Here is a 16045-nt window from a genome sequence, read left to right on the forward strand (position 1 = left end):
TTCCGCCTCGGCGCACAGCGAGTGGCTACGCTTACTCCCGTGGAGCCGGTATACGGGACTGTCATTCAAGCCGCCCGCCTGGTGTGGCGGTTGCAGGGCTTGAAGTTCACTGTCACCGGGGTGGAGAACCTGCCGGTCACCGGTGGTGCGGTGATCGCGGTCAACCACACCAGCTACTTCGATTTCACCTTCGTCGGTCTGCCCGCCTACAAACAGGGGCGCGGCCGGAAGGTGCGTTTCATGGCCAAGAAAGAGGTCTTCGATCACAAGATCGGCGGACCCATCATGCGCAAGCTGCGCCATATCGAAGTCGACAGGGACAGCGGGGCCGACTCCTTCACCGCGGCCTGCGCGGCGCTGCGGGCCGGTGAGCTGGTGGGTGTGTACCCGGAGGCCACCATCAGCCGCAGCTTCGAGATCAAGGCGCTGAAGTCCGGTGCGGCCCGGATGGCCATCGACGCCGATGTGCCGATCATCCCGCACATCGTCTGGGGCGCCCAGCGCATCTGGACCAAGGGGCATCCCAAGAACATGCGCAGACCCAAGGTGCCGATTTCGGTCGCGGTGGGGGAGCCGATCTATCCGACGTTGCCACCGACCGAGCTGACGGCGTTGTTGCGCCACCGCATGCAGCATCTGCTCGAGCAGGTTCAGGACGATTACGGTCCGCATCCTGCCGGTGAGTTCTGGGTGCCGCATCGACTGGGCGGCGGCGCCCCGACCTTGGCCGAGGCCGACCGGATGGACATGCAGGAGGCCGCCGAGAAGGCCGCGCGGCGCGCGGCGCGGCAGCGCGATGAGTCGCCGGAGTAGGGAAGCCCGCATTCCCACCTATGACGTTCGAGCTTGAGGATGGCGATGACCGCTGTGTTGCACCCAGACCACCCGTCGCACCCGGGCCCCAGCGTGCCCCGGGCGGGGCGCCGGTGATGCTGCCCGCCCTGATCGCCACCGATGTCGACGGCACCCTGCTCGACCAGCACGAACGAGTGACCCCCCGCACGGCCGCTGCGGTCCGGGCCGCGGTCGATGCCGGAGTGCAGTTCGTGCTGGCGACCGGCCGGCCGCCGCGCTGGATCCCGCCGGTCGTCGAGCAACTCGGTTTCGCGCCGATGGCGGTGTGCGCCAACGGTTCGGTGATCTACGACCCGGCCACCGATCGCATCATTTCGGCGCGCACGCTGTCGATAGAGGCGCTGACGAGGTTGGCAGATATCGCGGCAAGCGTGATCCCCGGCGCCGGTCTTGCCGTCGAGCGAGTGGGCCGCAGCGCCCACGATGCCGCGACCCCGCAGTTCGTCAGCTCTCCCGGGTACGAGCACGCCTGGTTGAACCCGGACAACACCGAGGTCTCGCTGGAGGATCTGCTCAGCGCGCCCGCGGTCAAGCTGCTGATCCGTAAGGCCGGTGCGCAATCCGGGGACATGGCCGAGGCATTGGCACCCCATGTCGGCAGCGAGGGCGACCTGACGTACTCGACGAACAACGGCCTCATCGAGGTGCTTCCGAGCGGTCTGAGCAAGGCCACCGGGGTCGCCGAAGTGGCCGGGCCACTGGGGATCGCGGCGAGCGACATCATCACCTTCGGCGATATGCCCAATGACATCCCGATGTTGCAGTGGGCCGGCCTCGGGGTGGCGATGGGTAACGCGCATCCAGAGGCCAAGGCGGCGGCAGACGAGGTCACCACCCCCAACACCGAGGACGGATTGGCCCGCGTCCTGGAACGCTGGTGGTTATAGCTTCCCGGCGCTGATCGGGGTGAATCGCTCCAGCTGGACCGGCGAATGCTCGGCGGCCGGAACTTCGTGGGGCACACCGTCGATGACTCTGGTGACGGTGCCGTGCTCACGGTCGAAGTTCAGCGTTCCGTGTTGGAAGTTCTGTTTGATCCACAGCGGCTCGTCGATCTCGCCGCTGGTCGGCAAGCCGAGCGCTCCGCGTTCGAATCCCAGTGTGCCCCAGGCGTCATAGATGGCACCGGTGACCGGTTGGGCGCCCGATTCCGGAGACCAGTACATGGCCCCGTGGTCGAAGGTGGCGTAGCGGGCGGTCCCGAAACCGGAGGATTCCGGCGAGGTCGGCATGCCCAGCGGCCCCTTCTCGCTGCCCTCGGACTGCCACTTGGCGAAGATGGCGCCGCCGCGCAGGGAGTCGACCAGATCCTGTTGTCCCGGTGGGGCATTGAAGCGTGCCGCGATATCGCGCAGCAATCCCATCTGGGCGTAGGCGGCGGCACCGGGGCATTCGGTGTTGCCGACGTCGCGGTGGGTGAAGATGGTGGGCAGGGTCGGTGTGGCGCCGCGCGGGAACAGGGTGAAGCTGCCGCCCGCGGAGGTCAGCGCGACGGTGCCACGCGGGTCCACCCGGTCCAGGCCCAGTCGCCAGCCGAGCAGCCGCCCGGTGGTGCGGAGCTGGATCGGTGTCGGCGGTTCGGCGTTGAAGTCGCCGATCATCGCCACACCCCAGGTGTCGGTGTTGAATCCGCCGGTGTGCGCGCCCTGCACGGCGCGGTCCATCCCGCCGGCGCGCCCCTCGAAGACTTGCCCGTACCTGTCGACCAGCGCGTTGTAGGCCATATCGCACCAGCCCAGTGTGCGGGCGTGGTACTCGTAGATGGACCGCACGATCGCGGCGGAATCCTCCGGTGTGTAGTCATTGCTGCCCGCGGTGTGGTGCACCACCCCGGCGCGGATACCGCGGTCGTAGATGGGTGCGCCGCAACGCAGCGACTCGTCGGCCCCCCACTGCGCCCGCGAGATGATCTGTGGCGCCTGGCCCGGCACGGTGACCGCCGCCGGCGGTGGGATTTGGATATCGACCGGCGCCTCGGGCGGGCTGATGAGGACCGCGTTGACGTTCTGGGGCAACGGGTGCGCGACATTGGCCGGGATATAGCCCAGATCCGTCGTCGGCTTGGGTTCCGGTGCGGGGGTGTGGGTCACCGCGATCTGGACGGCATTGGTACGGCCGACGAAAACCGGTTCGGTGCCATGGGTGGCCTGGGCGTCGGGGCCGATACCGTCGAGCGCCTCGGCGGTGTACCAGGGTCCCCAGCTCCCGTCGGCGCGTTGCGCCCGGACCCGGGCGCTGGTGCCTTCCAGGTCCTCGGCGGTCAGTGCCACCAGCGAGAACGGGGTGTCCTGCCGGATCTCGCGAATCGTCTCACCGGTACCCAGATCACGTAGGGGCTGCTGGGTGATGGCCGTCGCCGAGTTGTGGGCGGACGCATCGTCACCGGGGAGGCCGCTGACGGCCCAGGGCAGGATCGCGACCGTTCCGAGCACTGCGGACAGCAGTAGCGACGGTGTTGGACGGCGACGCGGCACAAGCAGATGTTACGTATGTGCTTGGTGTTACCAGTGTTGCGACACGCCTGCACATAACGGCACCGCAGAGCCAGGCTGGCTTCTGCGGTGCCGTCAGGTGACAGGCTTTGCGGGCCGACTACGCTCCGGCGGCCGATGCTGCTGCCGCGGCCGCACCCGTGGCGGCCTCGGCCGCACCGAGTGCCGGTGCCGCTGCGGCCGGGGCGGCCGCCGCTGCGGGAGCAGCTGCCGGAGCCGCGCTCTTGACCGCCGACATGATCGCCGGCATCACCATGCCCTTGAGCAGGTCGATCGCCTGCCCGGCGCCGAGCTGTTCGGCGGCGCTGTTGATGGTGCCCAGCAGTCCGCCGCTGCCCGGCGCGGCCATCGGCGCCGCCAGCGACGGCTCGGCGCCGAGGATCGGGTAGGTACCCGCCATCGGATCCAGGCCGATCGGCGCGGCGATCGGGATTTCACCCGGCAGCCCCACGCCGCCGAGACCCGGATCGGTCAGGCCCACCGGGCTGGTCAGGCCGGGAGCGGTCAGCGAGGTCGGTGACAGGGCGCCCGGTGACAGCGACGGTCCGGCAGCGCCGACCGGCGGAATGCTCAGACCGGGTGTACTGAGCTCCGGTGTGGTCAACCCCGGCGTCGTGAGCCCCGGTGTCGTCAACCCGGGCGTCGTCAGCTCCGGGGTGGTCAGACCTGGCGTGGTCAGACCGGGCGTGGTCAGACCGGGCGTGGTCAGTTCGGGGGTCGTCAGCCCTGGGGTGGTGAGCCCTGGCGCGGTCAGGCCCGGCGTGGTCAGACCGGGCGAGGTGAGGCCCGGGGAGGTCAGGCCGGGGGAGGCCAAACCGGGGGAGGTCAGCGTCGGGCTCGCCGCCGATGCGCCGGACAGCAGACCGGTCGGGATCGGGGGCATGTTGACGCCGAACTGCGAGAGTCCCTGCGACAGCGCCGAGAACAGCTCCATCGGAAGGTCGGTGATCATCGCGGCGTGCACGAACTCGCGATGCTGCGGTTCCTTCGCCTCGGACATCTCGGATACGGCGGCAATGGCAACTGGACTTGCGACGGCCAGGGCGGCGACTGCGCTCATGGCTGTCGAGAGCTTGCGTCGACGTCGGTTCGGCACGGAAGTCTCCTCAATACATGGACTACGTGTGTTTTTCGGGTGCTGCTCGGGTGACACGGTTGGCGTTGCGATGGTTCTCGTGCCCCGGTAACCGCCGAGCTGCCAACGCGTTTGATGGTACTGCTGTGACTAGTGGGTCTAGAGTGACGATGCGGAATCGTGAGCGAATCGCGACCTGCCGTTCGACCGGGCATGTCACACGTTTCGGGTCGGCGGGCACCGGTCGGATACCCTTGCTGCCGATGACCGATCAATCTCCTGGCCTGCCCTCCGACCGCTTTGACCTCATCATCGTGGGATCCGGATTCTTCGGCCTGACGATCGCCGAGCGCGCGGCCACCCAGCTCGGCAAGCGTGTGCTCGTCGTCGAGCGACGCTCCCATATAGGAGGTAACGCGTACTCGGAGGCGGACCCCGCCACCGGTATCGAGATCCACCGCTACGGCGCGCACCTCTTCCACACGTCCAACAAGCGGGTGTGGGACTACGTACGCAACTTCACCGACTTCACCGGCTACCAACACCGGGTGTTCGCGCTGCACGCGGGCCAGGCCTATCAGTTCCCGATGGGCCTCGGTCTGGTTTCGCAGTTCTTCGGGCGGTACTTCAGCCCCGATGAGGCCCGTGCGCTGATCAAAGAGCAGGCCGCCGAGATCGACACCGCGGATGCGCAGAACCTGGAAGAGAAGGCCATCTCGCTGATCGGCCGCCCGCTCTACGAGGCGTTCGTCAAGCACTACACGGCCAAGCAGTGGCAGACCGATCCCGCCGAGCTGCCCGCCGCCATCATCAATCGGCTGCCGGTGCGCTACAACTTCGACAACCGGTACTTCAACGACACCTATGAGGGGCTGCCGGTCGACGGTTACACCGCCTGGCTGCAGAACATGGCGGCCGACGAGCGTATCGAGGTGCGACTGGACACCGACTGGTTCGACGTCCGCGACGAGCTCAGAGCGCAGAGTCCGGATGCTCCGGTGGTCTACACCGGCCCGCTGGATCGCTACTTCGACTATGTCGACGGCCGCCTCGGCTGGCGCACGCTGGACTTCGAGACCGAGGTGCTCCCCACCGGTGATTTCCAGGGCACACCCGTCATGAACTACAACGACGCCGACGTGCCGTTCACCCGCATCCACGAGTTCCGGCACTTCCATCCCGAGCGGGATTATCCGAACGACAAGACGGTGATCATGCGGGAGTTCTCCCGCTTCGCCGAGGCCGATGACGAGCCGTACTACCCGATCAACACCGATGCCGACCGGCGTCTGTTGGCCGGGTATCGCGAGCGGGCCAAGGCCGAGACCGCAACGGCCAAGGTGCTCTTCGGCGGGCGGCTGGGCACCTATCAGTACCTCGACATGCACATGGCGATCGCCAGCGCGCTCAACATGTACGACAACATTCTGGCGCCGCACTTGCGCGACGGTGCTGCGCTGAACGCCAACGACGAAGGCAGCAATCCATCATGAGCGACATCCCATCCGGAGCACTGGACTCGACCGAGTCGCGTGCGGTGAGCCTGCTGTCGCGGATCATCCTGCCGCGACCCGGCGAACCGCTCGATGTCCGCAAGCTCTACATCGAGGAATCCGAGACCAATGCCCGGCGTGCGCACGCGCCGACCCGCACCACCCTGGAGATCGGTGCCGAGTCGGAGGTGTCGTTCGCCACCTACTTCAACGCCTTTCCGGCGAGCTACTGGCGGCGTTGGTCGATTCTGGAATCGGTGGTGCTGCGTGTCGAACTGACCGGTACCGCCCGCATCGACCTCTACCGGTCCAAGGCCACCGGCGCTCGGATCACCGTCGGCGGAACCGAGGCCTCCAGCGTCGGCGAGACGCCCGCGGTCATCGAGTTCGAGGTCGAACTCGCCCCGTTCGAAGACGGCGGTTGGATCTGGTTCGACGTCACCACCGACACCGCGGTGACGGTGCACAGCGCCGGCTGGTACGCCCCGGTCCAGGCGCCCGGCCGGGCCGATGTGGCCATCGGCATCCCGACCTTCAACCGGCCGGCCGACTGCGTGAGCGCGCTGGCCGCGCTGACATCGGATCCATTGGTCGACAAGGTGATCAGTACGGTCATCGTCTCCGATCAGGGCAACAACAAGGCCAAGGACCACCCGGGTTTCGAGGCGGCCGCGGCCGCCCTCGGGGACCGTCTGATGATTCGCTACCAGCCCAATCTCGGTGGGTCCGGGGGATACAGCCGGGTCATGTACGAGGCTTTGAAGAACACCGAGTGCGAACAGATCCTGTTCATGGACGACGATATCCGCGTCGAGCCGGACTCCATCCTGCGGGCACTGGCCTTCAACCGGTTCGCCAAGGTGCCGACCCTCGTCGGTGGGCAGATGCTCAACCTGCAGGAGCCCAGCCACTTGCACGTCATGGGCGAGATGATCGACTCCGAGAACTTCATGTGGACCGGCGCGATCAACACCGAGTACGACCACAACTTCGCCAAGTACCCGCTGAACTCCGAGGAGCACGAGCGCAGCCGGATGCTGCACCGCCGCATCGATGTCGACTACAACGGCTGGTGGATGTGCATGATCCCGCGCAAGGTGGCCCAGGAGCTCGGTCAGCCGCTGCCGCTGTTCATCAAGTGGGATGACTCCGAGTACGGTCTGCGCGCGGGCGAACACGGCTACCCGACGGTCACTTTGCCGGGCGCGGCCATCTGGCATATGGCCTGGAGCGACAAGGACGATGCCATCGACTGGCAGGCCTACTTTCACCTGCGCAACCGGTTGGTGGTGGCGGCCCTGCACTGGGACGGCAAGATCGGTGGTCTGGTTGCCAGCCATCTGAAGGCGACGCTGAAACACCTGCTCTGCCTTGAATACTCGACGGTCGCCATTCAGAACAAGGCGATGGACGACTTCCTCGCCGGACCCGACCACATCTTCTCGATCCTGGAATCCGCGCTGCCGGAAGTCCGCGCCTTGCGGCAGCAGTTCCCGGACGCCGTGGTGCTGGAGAGCGCCAGCGCATTGCCTGCCCCGTCGGACAAGAGGTGGCGCAAGAAGGTCGCCATCCCGACCAACCCGCTGTCCATCGCGTCCCGCTTGACACGCGGTGTGGCCCATCAGCTCTCACCGCACGACCCGGCGCACCACGTGCGCCCGCAGATCAACGTCGCCACCCAGGACGCCCGGTGGTTCTCGCTGTGCACGGTCGACGGGGTCACCGTGACCACCGCCGACGGCCGCGGCGTGGTGTACCGGCAGCGCGACCGGGAAAAGATGTTCGGGCTGCTGCGCGAGTCGCTCAAACGACAGCTGCTGTTGGTCCGTAAGTTCGACAGAATGCGCAAGGTGTACCGCGCCGCGCTGCCCGAGCTCACCAGCCCTCGCCGCTGGGAGGCCGTCCTGAACCAGTCGGCGCTGGAGCGGGCCTGACGTGACTGCGGATCTGGCGCCCGAAGAGGCGGCACTCGTCGCGGTTCAGTCCGCATTGGCCGGTCGGCCCGGGGTATTGACGACCGCGCGAACCCTCTCGCACTTCGGTGAGCACAGCGCGGGCTGGGTCGGCGTCTCCGTGCTGGGAGCCGTGCTGCAGCCGCAGCGCCGCCGCGCCTGGCTCACCGCGGGCATCGGCGCCTTCGCCGCGCATGCCGCCGCGGTGGTGATCAAACGGGTCGTCAAGCGTAAACGCCCGCACCACCCGGCCATCGCGGTCAACGTCGGCACCCCGAGCAAGCTGAGTTTCCCCTCGGCACACGCCACGTCGACCACTGCTGCGGCCATCCTGCTTGGCCGCGTCACCGGGCTCCCGCTACCGTGGCTGCTGATTCCGCCGATGGCGCTGTCGCGTCTGGTCCTCGGCGTGCACTACCCGACCGACGTGTTGACCGGTGTTGTGGTCGGCGCGGCGGTCGCCAGAACCGTGGACGCTGTCGCGGACCGCACGGCGGGCCGAAAGGAATCAGGACTGTGAGCGAAGAACCGCACCCGACTCACGCGCCACCGAAGAACCTGGCGGCGGGAATCGTCAAGGCGCTGCGCCCGCGTCAGTGGGTGAAGAACGTCTTGGTATTCGCCGCCCCGGTGGCCGCACTCGGTGACGACCGCTTCGTCGTCGACGACTACCGCACGGTCCTGGTCAAGGTGCTGGTGGCCTTCGTGGTGTTCAGCCTGGCCGCCTCGTCGGTGTACCTGGTCAACGATGCACGCGATGTGGAGGCCGACCGGGCCCATCCCACCAAGCGGTTCCGGCCGATCGCGGCCGGTGTGGTTCCCGAATCTCTGGCCTACATCCTGGCCGTCGTGCTCGGGGTGGCCGCCCTGGTCATCTCCTGGCTGGTCTCGCCCAACCTCGCCGTGGTGATCGGCGTCTACATCGTCATCCAGCTGGCCTATTGTTTCGGCCTCAAACACCAGCCGGTCATCGATATCTGCATCGTGTCCTCCGGCTTCCTCATCCGCGCCATCGCCGGTGGTGTCGCCGCGGGAATCCAACTCTCGCAGTGGTTCCTGCTCGTGATGGCCTTCGGTTCGCTGTTCATGGCGGCCGGAAAGCGGTACGCGGAGCTGCAACTCGCCGAGCGCACGGGTGCCAAGATCCGCAAGTCGCTGGAGAGCTACACCAGCGGATACCTGCGCTTCGTCTGGACGCTGGCCGCCACCGCGGTGGTGCTGTGCTACGCGCTGTTCGCTTTCGAGCGCGACGGCGGTTCGGCATCGTGGTGGGCCATCTCGATCATCCCGTTCACCATCGCGATCCTGCGCTATGCGGTCGACATCGACGGCGGGCACGCCGGCGAGCCCGAGGAGATCGCCCTTGGCGACCGGGTGCTGCAGGTGCTCGCCCTGGCCTTGATCGGTACCGTCGGTGCGGCTGCCTACTTCAGTTGATCGTCTCGCCGCGGCGACCGCCGCACGGCTGAGCAGCAGGCCGGTCGTGCGCTACAGCGTCCCGGTGCGGGCCAGCCTCTGGCTGTCGGTGCTGGTGGTCGCCGTGCTGTTCGGCTGGGGTGCCTGGCAGCGCCGCTGGATGGCCGATGACGGTCTGATCGTGCTGCGCACGGTGCGGAATCTGTTGGCGGGCAACGGGCCGGTCTTCAACGTCGGTGAGCGTGTCGAATCGAACACTTCCACCTTGTGGACCTACCTGATCACCGCGACGAGTTGGGTCGCGGGTCCGGTGCGATTGGAGTATGTCGCACTGGCGCTTGCGCTGGGACTCAGTGTGGCCGGCGTCGTGCTGGTGATGCTGGGTACCGCCCGGTTGTACGCACCGCTGCTCGCCGGCCGTCGAGCGGTGCTGCTGCCCGCCGGCGTGCTGGTCTATATCGCGGTCCCTCCGGCACGGGATTTCGCGTCATCGGGCCTTGAAAACGGCCTGGTGCTGGCCTATATCGGCCTGTTGTGGTGGCTGCTGGTGCGCTGGTCGCAGGCCCGCGGTCACACCGGTGCCGGCCTGACCGCGGTGCTGGCCTTCGTCGCGGGGCTCAGCGTGCTGGTCCGCCCGGAGTTGGCGCTCGTCGGCGGTGTTGCGCTGGTCATGATGGTATTGGCTGCCCCTGGCCGCGGTCGACGGTTGCTGATCATCGGGGCGGGCGGCGCGCTTCCGGTGGCCTACCAGATCTTCCGGATGGGCTATTACGGACTGTTGGTGCCCCAGACCGCGGTGGCCAAGGACGCCTCCGGTGCCAAGTGGAGCCAGGGCCTGCTCTACCTCGGCAACTTCAACGCGCCCTATCTGCTGTGGATCCCACTGGTGCTGCTGGCCGCACTCGCGGTGGTCCTGGTCCTGGTGCTGGTCCGCGACCGGGCGCCGCAACAGACCTTCGAGCCGACCGGATCCCGGCTGGCGAAGATTGTTCAGAATCCCACCGCTGCGGTGGTTTTCGTGGTCGTCAGTGGTGTCGTCCAAGCGGTCTACTGGGTGCGCCAAGGTGGCGACTTCATGCACGGCCGGGTGCTGCTGACCGCGTTGTTCCTGATGCTCACGCCGGTGGCGGTGGTTCCGATAACGGTGCCCGAGCGCGCCGGGGCGGCCCGGCGCACGGTGTATCTGCTCACCGGTTCGGCGAGCCTGCTGTGGGTCGGTGTCGCGGGATGGGCGCTGTGGGCAGCGAATTCGCCGGGCATGGGTGCAGACGCCACCCGCGTCACCTACTCCGGAATCGTCGATGAACGCCGGTTCTACGCCCAGGCCACCGGACACGCTCACCCGCTGACCGCAGCGGATTACCTGGACTACCCCCGGATGCGCGCGGTACTCGTGGCGTTGCGCAACACGCCCGATGGCGCACTGTTGCTGCCCTCGGGGAATTACGACGTCTGGGATGTCGTCCCGGCCATTCCACCGCCACCGGACAAGCCTCGGCCGCCGGGCCAAACCGGGCCGCACACAGTCTTTTTCACCAACATGGGCATGCTCGGGATGAATGTCGGGCTCGACGTGCGGGTGATCGATCAGATCGGCCTGACCAATCCATTGGCCGCGCACACGGAGCGCTTGGAGGATGCCCGGATCGGGCACGACAAGAACCTCTTCCCGGACTGGGCGGTGGCCGAGGGTCCCTTCCTAAAGCAGCGCCCCTACATACCGCAGTACCTCGACGAGGACTGGATCGCCCAGGCGGAGGTCGCCCTGAGGTGTCCCGACACCGAAGCGATCCTGACCTCGGTGCGCGGACCGATGGGACCGCGTCGTTTCCTCTCCAACTTCTTCCACGCAATGGAGTTCGGCAGCTATCGCATCGACCGCGTTCCGCTCTATGAGCTATACCGCTGCAAGCTGGATGCACCTCCGCCGAAGACGCCCATCTACACCGGATTGCCCGCCACCGGACCGTGACCCAGCTAACAAGGGTTTTGCAGCGGCGGTAACGCCGCGGTTATGTTGGGCCGATACATGAGCGTGGCCCGTAATGCCCGCAACGCGCCACCACCTGGTGACTCGGTGGGTGGCGTCACCGCTGAGATGGACGGATAAACACAGCATGCGTAGGACCCTGACTCTGCTCTCGCGTGCGTTGGCCACGATGGTCGCGCTCGCCACCGTCGCCGCGGTGCCCGCGCCGACGGCCGCGGCCTTCTCCAGGGAAGGGTTGCCGGTCGAGTACCTCGACGTGTTCTCCACCGCCATGAACCGCAATATCCGGGTCCAATTTCAGCCCGGCGGACCGAATGCGGTCTACCTGCTCGATGGGCTGCGAGCCCAGGACGACTACAACGGCTGGGATATCAACACTCCGGCCTTCGAGTGGTTCCACGATTCGGGCCTGTCGGTGGTGATGCCGGTGGGCGGCCAGTCCAGCTTCTACAGTGACTGGTACTCCCCGTCGTCGTTCAACAGCCAGCAGTACACCTACAAGTGGGAGACGTTCCTCACCAGCGAGCTTCCGCAGTGGCTGGCAGCCGAGAAGCAGATCTCACCCGCAGGCAACGGGGTGGTCGGACTGTCGATGGCCGGCGGCGCGGCCTTGATCCTCGCCGCCTACCATCCGAACCAATTCCGTTATGCGGCATCGTTGTCGGGATTTCTCAACCCGTCCACCGCCTTCATGAAGCAGGCAATCCGCGTCGCGATGCTCGATGCCGGTGGCTACAACGTCGACAACATGTGGGGTCCGCCCTGGGATCCGGCATGGAAGCGCAACGACCCCGTTGAGCAGGTCGGCAAGTTGGTCGCCGCTGGCACTCGGCTGTGGATTTACTGTGCGCCAGGCGGTTCCACTCCGTTGGACGTCAACGGTGACCCCGCCCAGAAGTTCAACGCCGACAGCCTGGAGGGTCTGGCGATCGGTAGCAACAAGAAGTTCCAGGAGCGCTACACCGCTGCCGGTGGGACCAATGCAACCTTCGAATTCCCTGCGGCAGGCAATCATTCGTGGGTGTACTGGGGTGCCCAATTGCAAGCGCTCAAGCCAGATCTGATCGCCACCCTCGTTCGCTGAGCGGGACATCCCAGCCAATTGTGGTTGACTACACGGGCCTTCGAGTCCGGGCCACAACAGACGGGATCCCAATACATATGACTTTCGCCGAGTGGATGCGCGGTGCCACCCGCAAAGTGACCGTCGCGGCCGCCGCGGCCGCGGTGCTACCGGGTCTGGTGAGCGTCGTCGGCGACTCGGCGACTGCCGCCGCCTTCTCCCGGCCGGGTCTCGCGGTGGAGTATTTGGACGTGCCGTCGGCCGGGATGGGCCGAGACATCCGCATCCAGTTCCAGAGCGGCGGTGAGAATGCGCCCGCGGTCTACCTGCTCGACGGTCTGCGCGCCCAGGATGACTTCAACGGCTGGGATATCAACACCGCGGCATTCGAGTGGTACGACCATTCCGGTCTGTCGGTGGTCATGCCCGTCGGCGGCCAGTCCAGCTTCTACTCCGACTGGTACAAGCCGGCCAAGGGCAAGAACGGCACCTACACCTACAAGTGGGAGACCTTCCTCACGCAGGAGCTGCCCGCCTGGTTGCAGTCCAACAAAGCCGTCAAGCCGACTGGAAGTGCCGTGGTCGGGCTGTCGATGGCCGGCTCGGCGGCCTTGACGCTGGCCATCTACCACCCCCAGCAGTTTCCGTATGCCGCATCGCTGTCGGGCTTCCTGAACCTGTCCGAGGGTTGGTGGCCGATGTTGGTGGGACTGTCGATGGGTGATGCCGGCGGATTCAAGTCCGAGGACATGTGGGGCCCGTCCAGTGACCCGGCGTGGAAGCGCAACGATCCGTACGTCAACATCGACAAGCTGATCGCCAACAACACCCGCATCTGGATCTTCTGTGGCAACGGCAAGCCGTCGGACCTCGACGCCGGTGCCAGCGCGGGCAACCTCTTCAATGCGAAGTTCCTCGAGGGTTTCACGCTGCGGACCAACAAGACCTTCCGCGACACCTACCTGGCCAACGGCGGCAGCAACGGCGTGTTCAACTTCCCGGAGAACGGCACCCACAGCTGGGGTTACTGGGGTGCACAGTTGCAGGCCATGAAGCCCGATATCCAGCGGGTGCTGAGCGCAACGCCCGCCGCCGGGTAGGTCCCGCCCACGGGCCGTGGTGGGTCGTTGCGCCGACCGCCGCAGTGGTGATGTGATTCACTACAACGCGGCGGCGGGCAAACACACGATCGAAGACGAGGTGGGACATGAGGCTGCAGGCTCTTGCGTATGCGGTGCTGATGGCGCTGGGCCTGTGGACGGTGTCGGCAACGACGGAACCGGCCGCGCGTGCCGACGGCGTCGAATACCTGATGGTTCCCTCCGCGGCCATGGGCCGCGCCATTCCGGTGGCATTTCAGGGCGGCGGGCCGCATGCGGTCTTCCTGCTCGATGCCTTCAACGCCGCACCCGATGTCAGCAACTGGGTGACCGCGGGCAACGCGATGAACACCCTGGCGGGCAAGGGCATTTCGGTGGCCGCTCCGGCCGGTGGGGCGTGGAGCCTCTACACGAACTGGGAGCAGGACGGTTCCAAGCAGTGGGAGACCTTCCTGGCGACCGAACTACCGGACTGGCTGGCCGCCAACAAGGGGCTGGCGCCCAGCGGGCACGGTGTCGTCGGTGCCTCGCAGGGTGGTACCGGTGCGCTCATGCTGGCGACCTTCCACCCGGACCGGTTCCGCTATGCGGGCTCGCTCTCGGGTTTCCTGACCCCGTCGCGCACATTCGAGAACGGGGCGATCACAGCAGGGATGGCGCAGTACGGCGGGGTCGACACCCAGCGGATGTGGGGCCCGGTGCAGTTCGGCCGCTGGAAGTGGCATGACCCGGACGTGCACGCCCAGCTGCTGGTGGACAACAACACCCGGCTGTGGGTCTTCAGCCCGCAGACCACGACCTGCAGCGACCCGGTCGCGATGATCAACGATTGCGCGCAGGCCCAAGGCAGCAACCGCACCTTCTATTCGCATTACCGCGCCATCGGTGGACGTAACGGGCATTTCGACTTCCCGGTCGACGGCCAGCACGACTGGGGTAGCTGGGCCGGTCAGCTCGCGGCCCTGTCCGGTGACCTGGCAGCGGCCATCCGCTGACGGTTTGATCACGTTCGATGGCACCGGCAGAACAGCCGGTACCGTGGAATGGTGCAGCGCAACGGACGGATCAGTGCGGGTCTGGCAAAGTGGCCGACCCTGCGGCTGACACCGCTGCTGCTCGCCATGACGGCGGCCGCGGTCGGGACCCTCTCGTGCGGGTGTACCGCGGGGGACACCACATTGGCCTCGGTCGGGATGCCCGCCGAGGAGTCCTCGATGGCTCGCACCGACGGGATGATGGGTGCCACCCGCTCCGGCGGACCCAGCGAGCACCTGACGGTGACACCGCGCCAGCAGTCCTATCTGGATGCCCTGATTGACTCTGGGGTGCACCCCTCCGATGACCTCATGGCGCTGAGCATCGGCGCCTACGTCTGCCAGGCGCGGGCGGCCAAACAGACCGAGCAGGCGGTGTGGGATTTCGTGCTGCCACTGGTGCGCAACGATCTGCACGACGCCCATTCCAGCTCGATGGCGCCGGAGGTCGGTGACGTCGACGCGGCGACCGCTGATTACATTCGCATCGCAACCGAACGGCTCTGCTGAAGCAGCGCACGGACCTCTGGAGTTAATGACGCATGGCCAACAACAGCCGACGCAAACGGCACCGCATCCTGGCCCTGGCTGCCGCTGCTGCGGTCGCCGTCCTGGTGGCGGTGCTGGTCGCCGGTGTCGTGGTGTGGCTGCGGCAGCCGGATACCCCGCCGCTGGCGACCCCCGGACAGCCGACCGATGTGCCGACCGCGGTGCCGCCGACCGGCAAGCCGCGACCGGAATTCCAGGATGCGAGCTGCCCGGATGTCCAGCTGGTCTCGATACCGGGCACCTGGGAATCGTCCCGTCAGCTCGACCCGCTCAATCCGGTGCAGTTCCCGATCGCGCTGCTGCTCAACGTCACCAACCCGCTGCGCGCGGAGTTCGGCACCGACCGCGTCGAGATCTACACGGTCCCCTACACCGCCCAGTTCCACAATCCGTTCTCGGCGGACGGCCAGATGTCCTACAACGACAGCCGCGCCGAGGGTAAGGACGCTGCGGTGCGGGCGATCACCGATATGAACAACCGCTGCCCGTTGACCAGCTACGTGCTGGTCGGCTTCTCCCAGGGCGCGGTGATCGCCGGTGATCTCGCCAGCGATATCGGCAACGGTCGCGGGCCTGTCGACCAGGATCTGGTGCTCGGGGTGACGCTGATCGCCGACGGCCGGCGTCAGGAAGGGGTCGGGCAGAACCTGCAGCCCAACGCCCCGGGCCAGGGAGCCGAGATCACCCTGCACGAGGTGCCGATGCTCGCGGCGATGGGTCTGGCGATGACCGGACCGCGCGATGGCGGATTCGGGGAACTCGACAACCGGACCTATCAGATCTGCGCCAACGGTGACCTGATCTGCGCGGCACCGGAGTCGGCATTCTCCATCGCCAACCTGCCGGCCACGATCAACGCCCTGCTCGGCAGCACGGCGGGCCCCGTGCACGCGCTGTACAACACCCCACAGTTCTGGCAAATGGACGGTAGGACGTCTACCCAGTGGACGCTCGGCTGGGCACGCGATCTGCTGCAGAACGCGCCGGAGCCCAAGCACGGCTAGTCACGATCACCGGTCGGGCCGT

The 16045-nt window shown here is 66.9% G+C and carries 14 protein-coding genes; 12 read left to right on the forward strand and 2 right to left on the reverse strand.

The genetic code is table 11. The annotated features are described in order from the left end of the window. Positions 1–39 precede the first annotated feature (39 nt). Together IC40_RS0125210 and IC40_RS0125215 are read left to right on the forward strand one after the other, a co-directional pair. On the forward strand, positions 40–813 hold the full coding sequence (locus IC40_RS0125210) for a lysophospholipid acyltransferase family protein (protein ID WP_030137437.1): 774 nt from the start codon (positions 40–42) through the stop codon (positions 811–813). A gap of 116 nt (positions 814–929) precedes the next feature. Further along, positions 930–1742: a Cof-type HAD-IIB family hydrolase gene (locus IC40_RS0125215; RefSeq protein ID WP_030137438.1), complete on the forward strand. Its 813-nt coding sequence runs from the start codon at positions 930–932 to the stop codon at positions 1740–1742. On the opposite strand, the gene IC40_RS0125220 is transcribed toward IC40_RS0125215, so the two are convergent. Then, positions 1737–3329, reverse strand: coding sequence for an N-acetylmuramoyl-L-alanine amidase (locus IC40_RS0125220; protein WP_030137439.1), 1593 nt, complete (start codon positions 3327–3329; stop codon positions 1737–1739). The two genes, IC40_RS0125215 and IC40_RS0125220, sit on opposite strands and share 6 nt — an antisense overlap. Positions 3330–3447: 118 nt before the next feature. After that, positions 3448–4443, reverse strand: a complete 996-nt coding sequence (locus IC40_RS0125225; protein WP_030137440.1) for a YML083C domain-containing protein — start codon at positions 4441–4443, stop codon at positions 3448–3450. A 242-nt stretch (positions 4444–4685) separates the two neighbouring features. Here IC40_RS0125225 and glf point away from each other — a divergent pair, with 242 nt between their 5' ends. The 10 genes from glf to culp6 all read left to right on the forward strand — a co-directional run bounded on the left by glf (position 4686) and on the right by culp6 (position 16023). Then, positions 4686–5915, forward strand: coding sequence for a UDP-galactopyranose mutase (gene glf, locus IC40_RS0125230; RefSeq protein ID WP_030137441.1), 1230 nt, complete (start codon positions 4686–4688; stop codon positions 5913–5915). Then, complete coding sequence (locus IC40_RS0125235) at positions 5912–7849, forward strand: glycosyltransferase (RefSeq protein WP_030137442.1); 1938 nt, start codon at positions 5912–5914, stop codon at positions 7847–7849. The genes glf and IC40_RS0125235 overlap by 4 nt, the downstream gene beginning before the upstream one ends. 1 nt (position 7850) lies before the next feature. After that, positions 7851–8387, forward strand: a complete 537-nt coding sequence (locus IC40_RS0125240) for a phosphatase PAP2 family protein (protein ID WP_030137443.1) — start codon at positions 7851–7853, stop codon at positions 8385–8387. Continuing rightward, a complete protein-coding gene (locus IC40_RS0125245) occupies positions 8384–9304 on the forward strand; it encodes a decaprenyl-phosphate phosphoribosyltransferase (protein ID WP_030137444.1) in 921 nt (306 codons plus the stop codon). The genes IC40_RS0125240 and IC40_RS0125245 overlap by 4 nt, the downstream gene beginning before the upstream one ends. 46 nt (positions 9305–9350) lie before the next feature. After that, complete coding sequence (gene aftB, locus IC40_RS0125250) at positions 9351–11255, forward strand: terminal beta-(1->2)-arabinofuranosyltransferase (protein WP_110783265.1); 1905 nt, start codon at positions 9351–9353, stop codon at positions 11253–11255. A gap of 187 nt (positions 11256–11442) precedes the next feature. Further along, a complete protein-coding gene (locus IC40_RS0125255) occupies positions 11443–12357 on the forward strand; it encodes an esterase family protein (protein WP_110783264.1) in 915 nt (304 codons plus the stop codon). A gap of 77 nt (positions 12358–12434) precedes the next feature. Continuing rightward, positions 12435–13436 (forward strand): esterase family protein, encoded by a 1002-nt coding sequence (locus IC40_RS0125260; protein ID WP_030137447.1) that lies wholly within the window; start codon positions 12435–12437, stop codon positions 13434–13436. A gap of 107 nt (positions 13437–13543) precedes the next feature. Further along, complete coding sequence (locus tag IC40_RS0125265; protein ID WP_019510934.1) at positions 13544–14431, forward strand: esterase family protein; 888 nt, start codon at positions 13544–13546, stop codon at positions 14429–14431. A gap of 48 nt (positions 14432–14479) precedes the next feature. Continuing rightward, complete coding sequence (locus IC40_RS0125270; RefSeq protein ID WP_030137448.1) at positions 14480–14980, forward strand: hypothetical protein; 501 nt, start codon at positions 14480–14482, stop codon at positions 14978–14980. A 32-nt stretch (positions 14981–15012) separates the two neighbouring features. Further along, a complete protein-coding gene (gene culp6 / locus IC40_RS0125275; RefSeq protein ID WP_030137449.1) occupies positions 15013–16023 on the forward strand; it encodes a carboxylesterase Culp6 in 1011 nt (336 codons plus the stop codon). The last annotated feature ends 22 nt before the right edge of the window (positions 16024–16045 follow it).

This window comes from Mycolicibacterium neoaurum ATCC 25795 (assembly GCF_000691525.1).
Taxonomy (GTDB): Bacteria; Actinomycetota; Actinomycetes; order Mycobacteriales; family Mycobacteriaceae; genus Mycobacterium; species Mycobacterium neoaurum.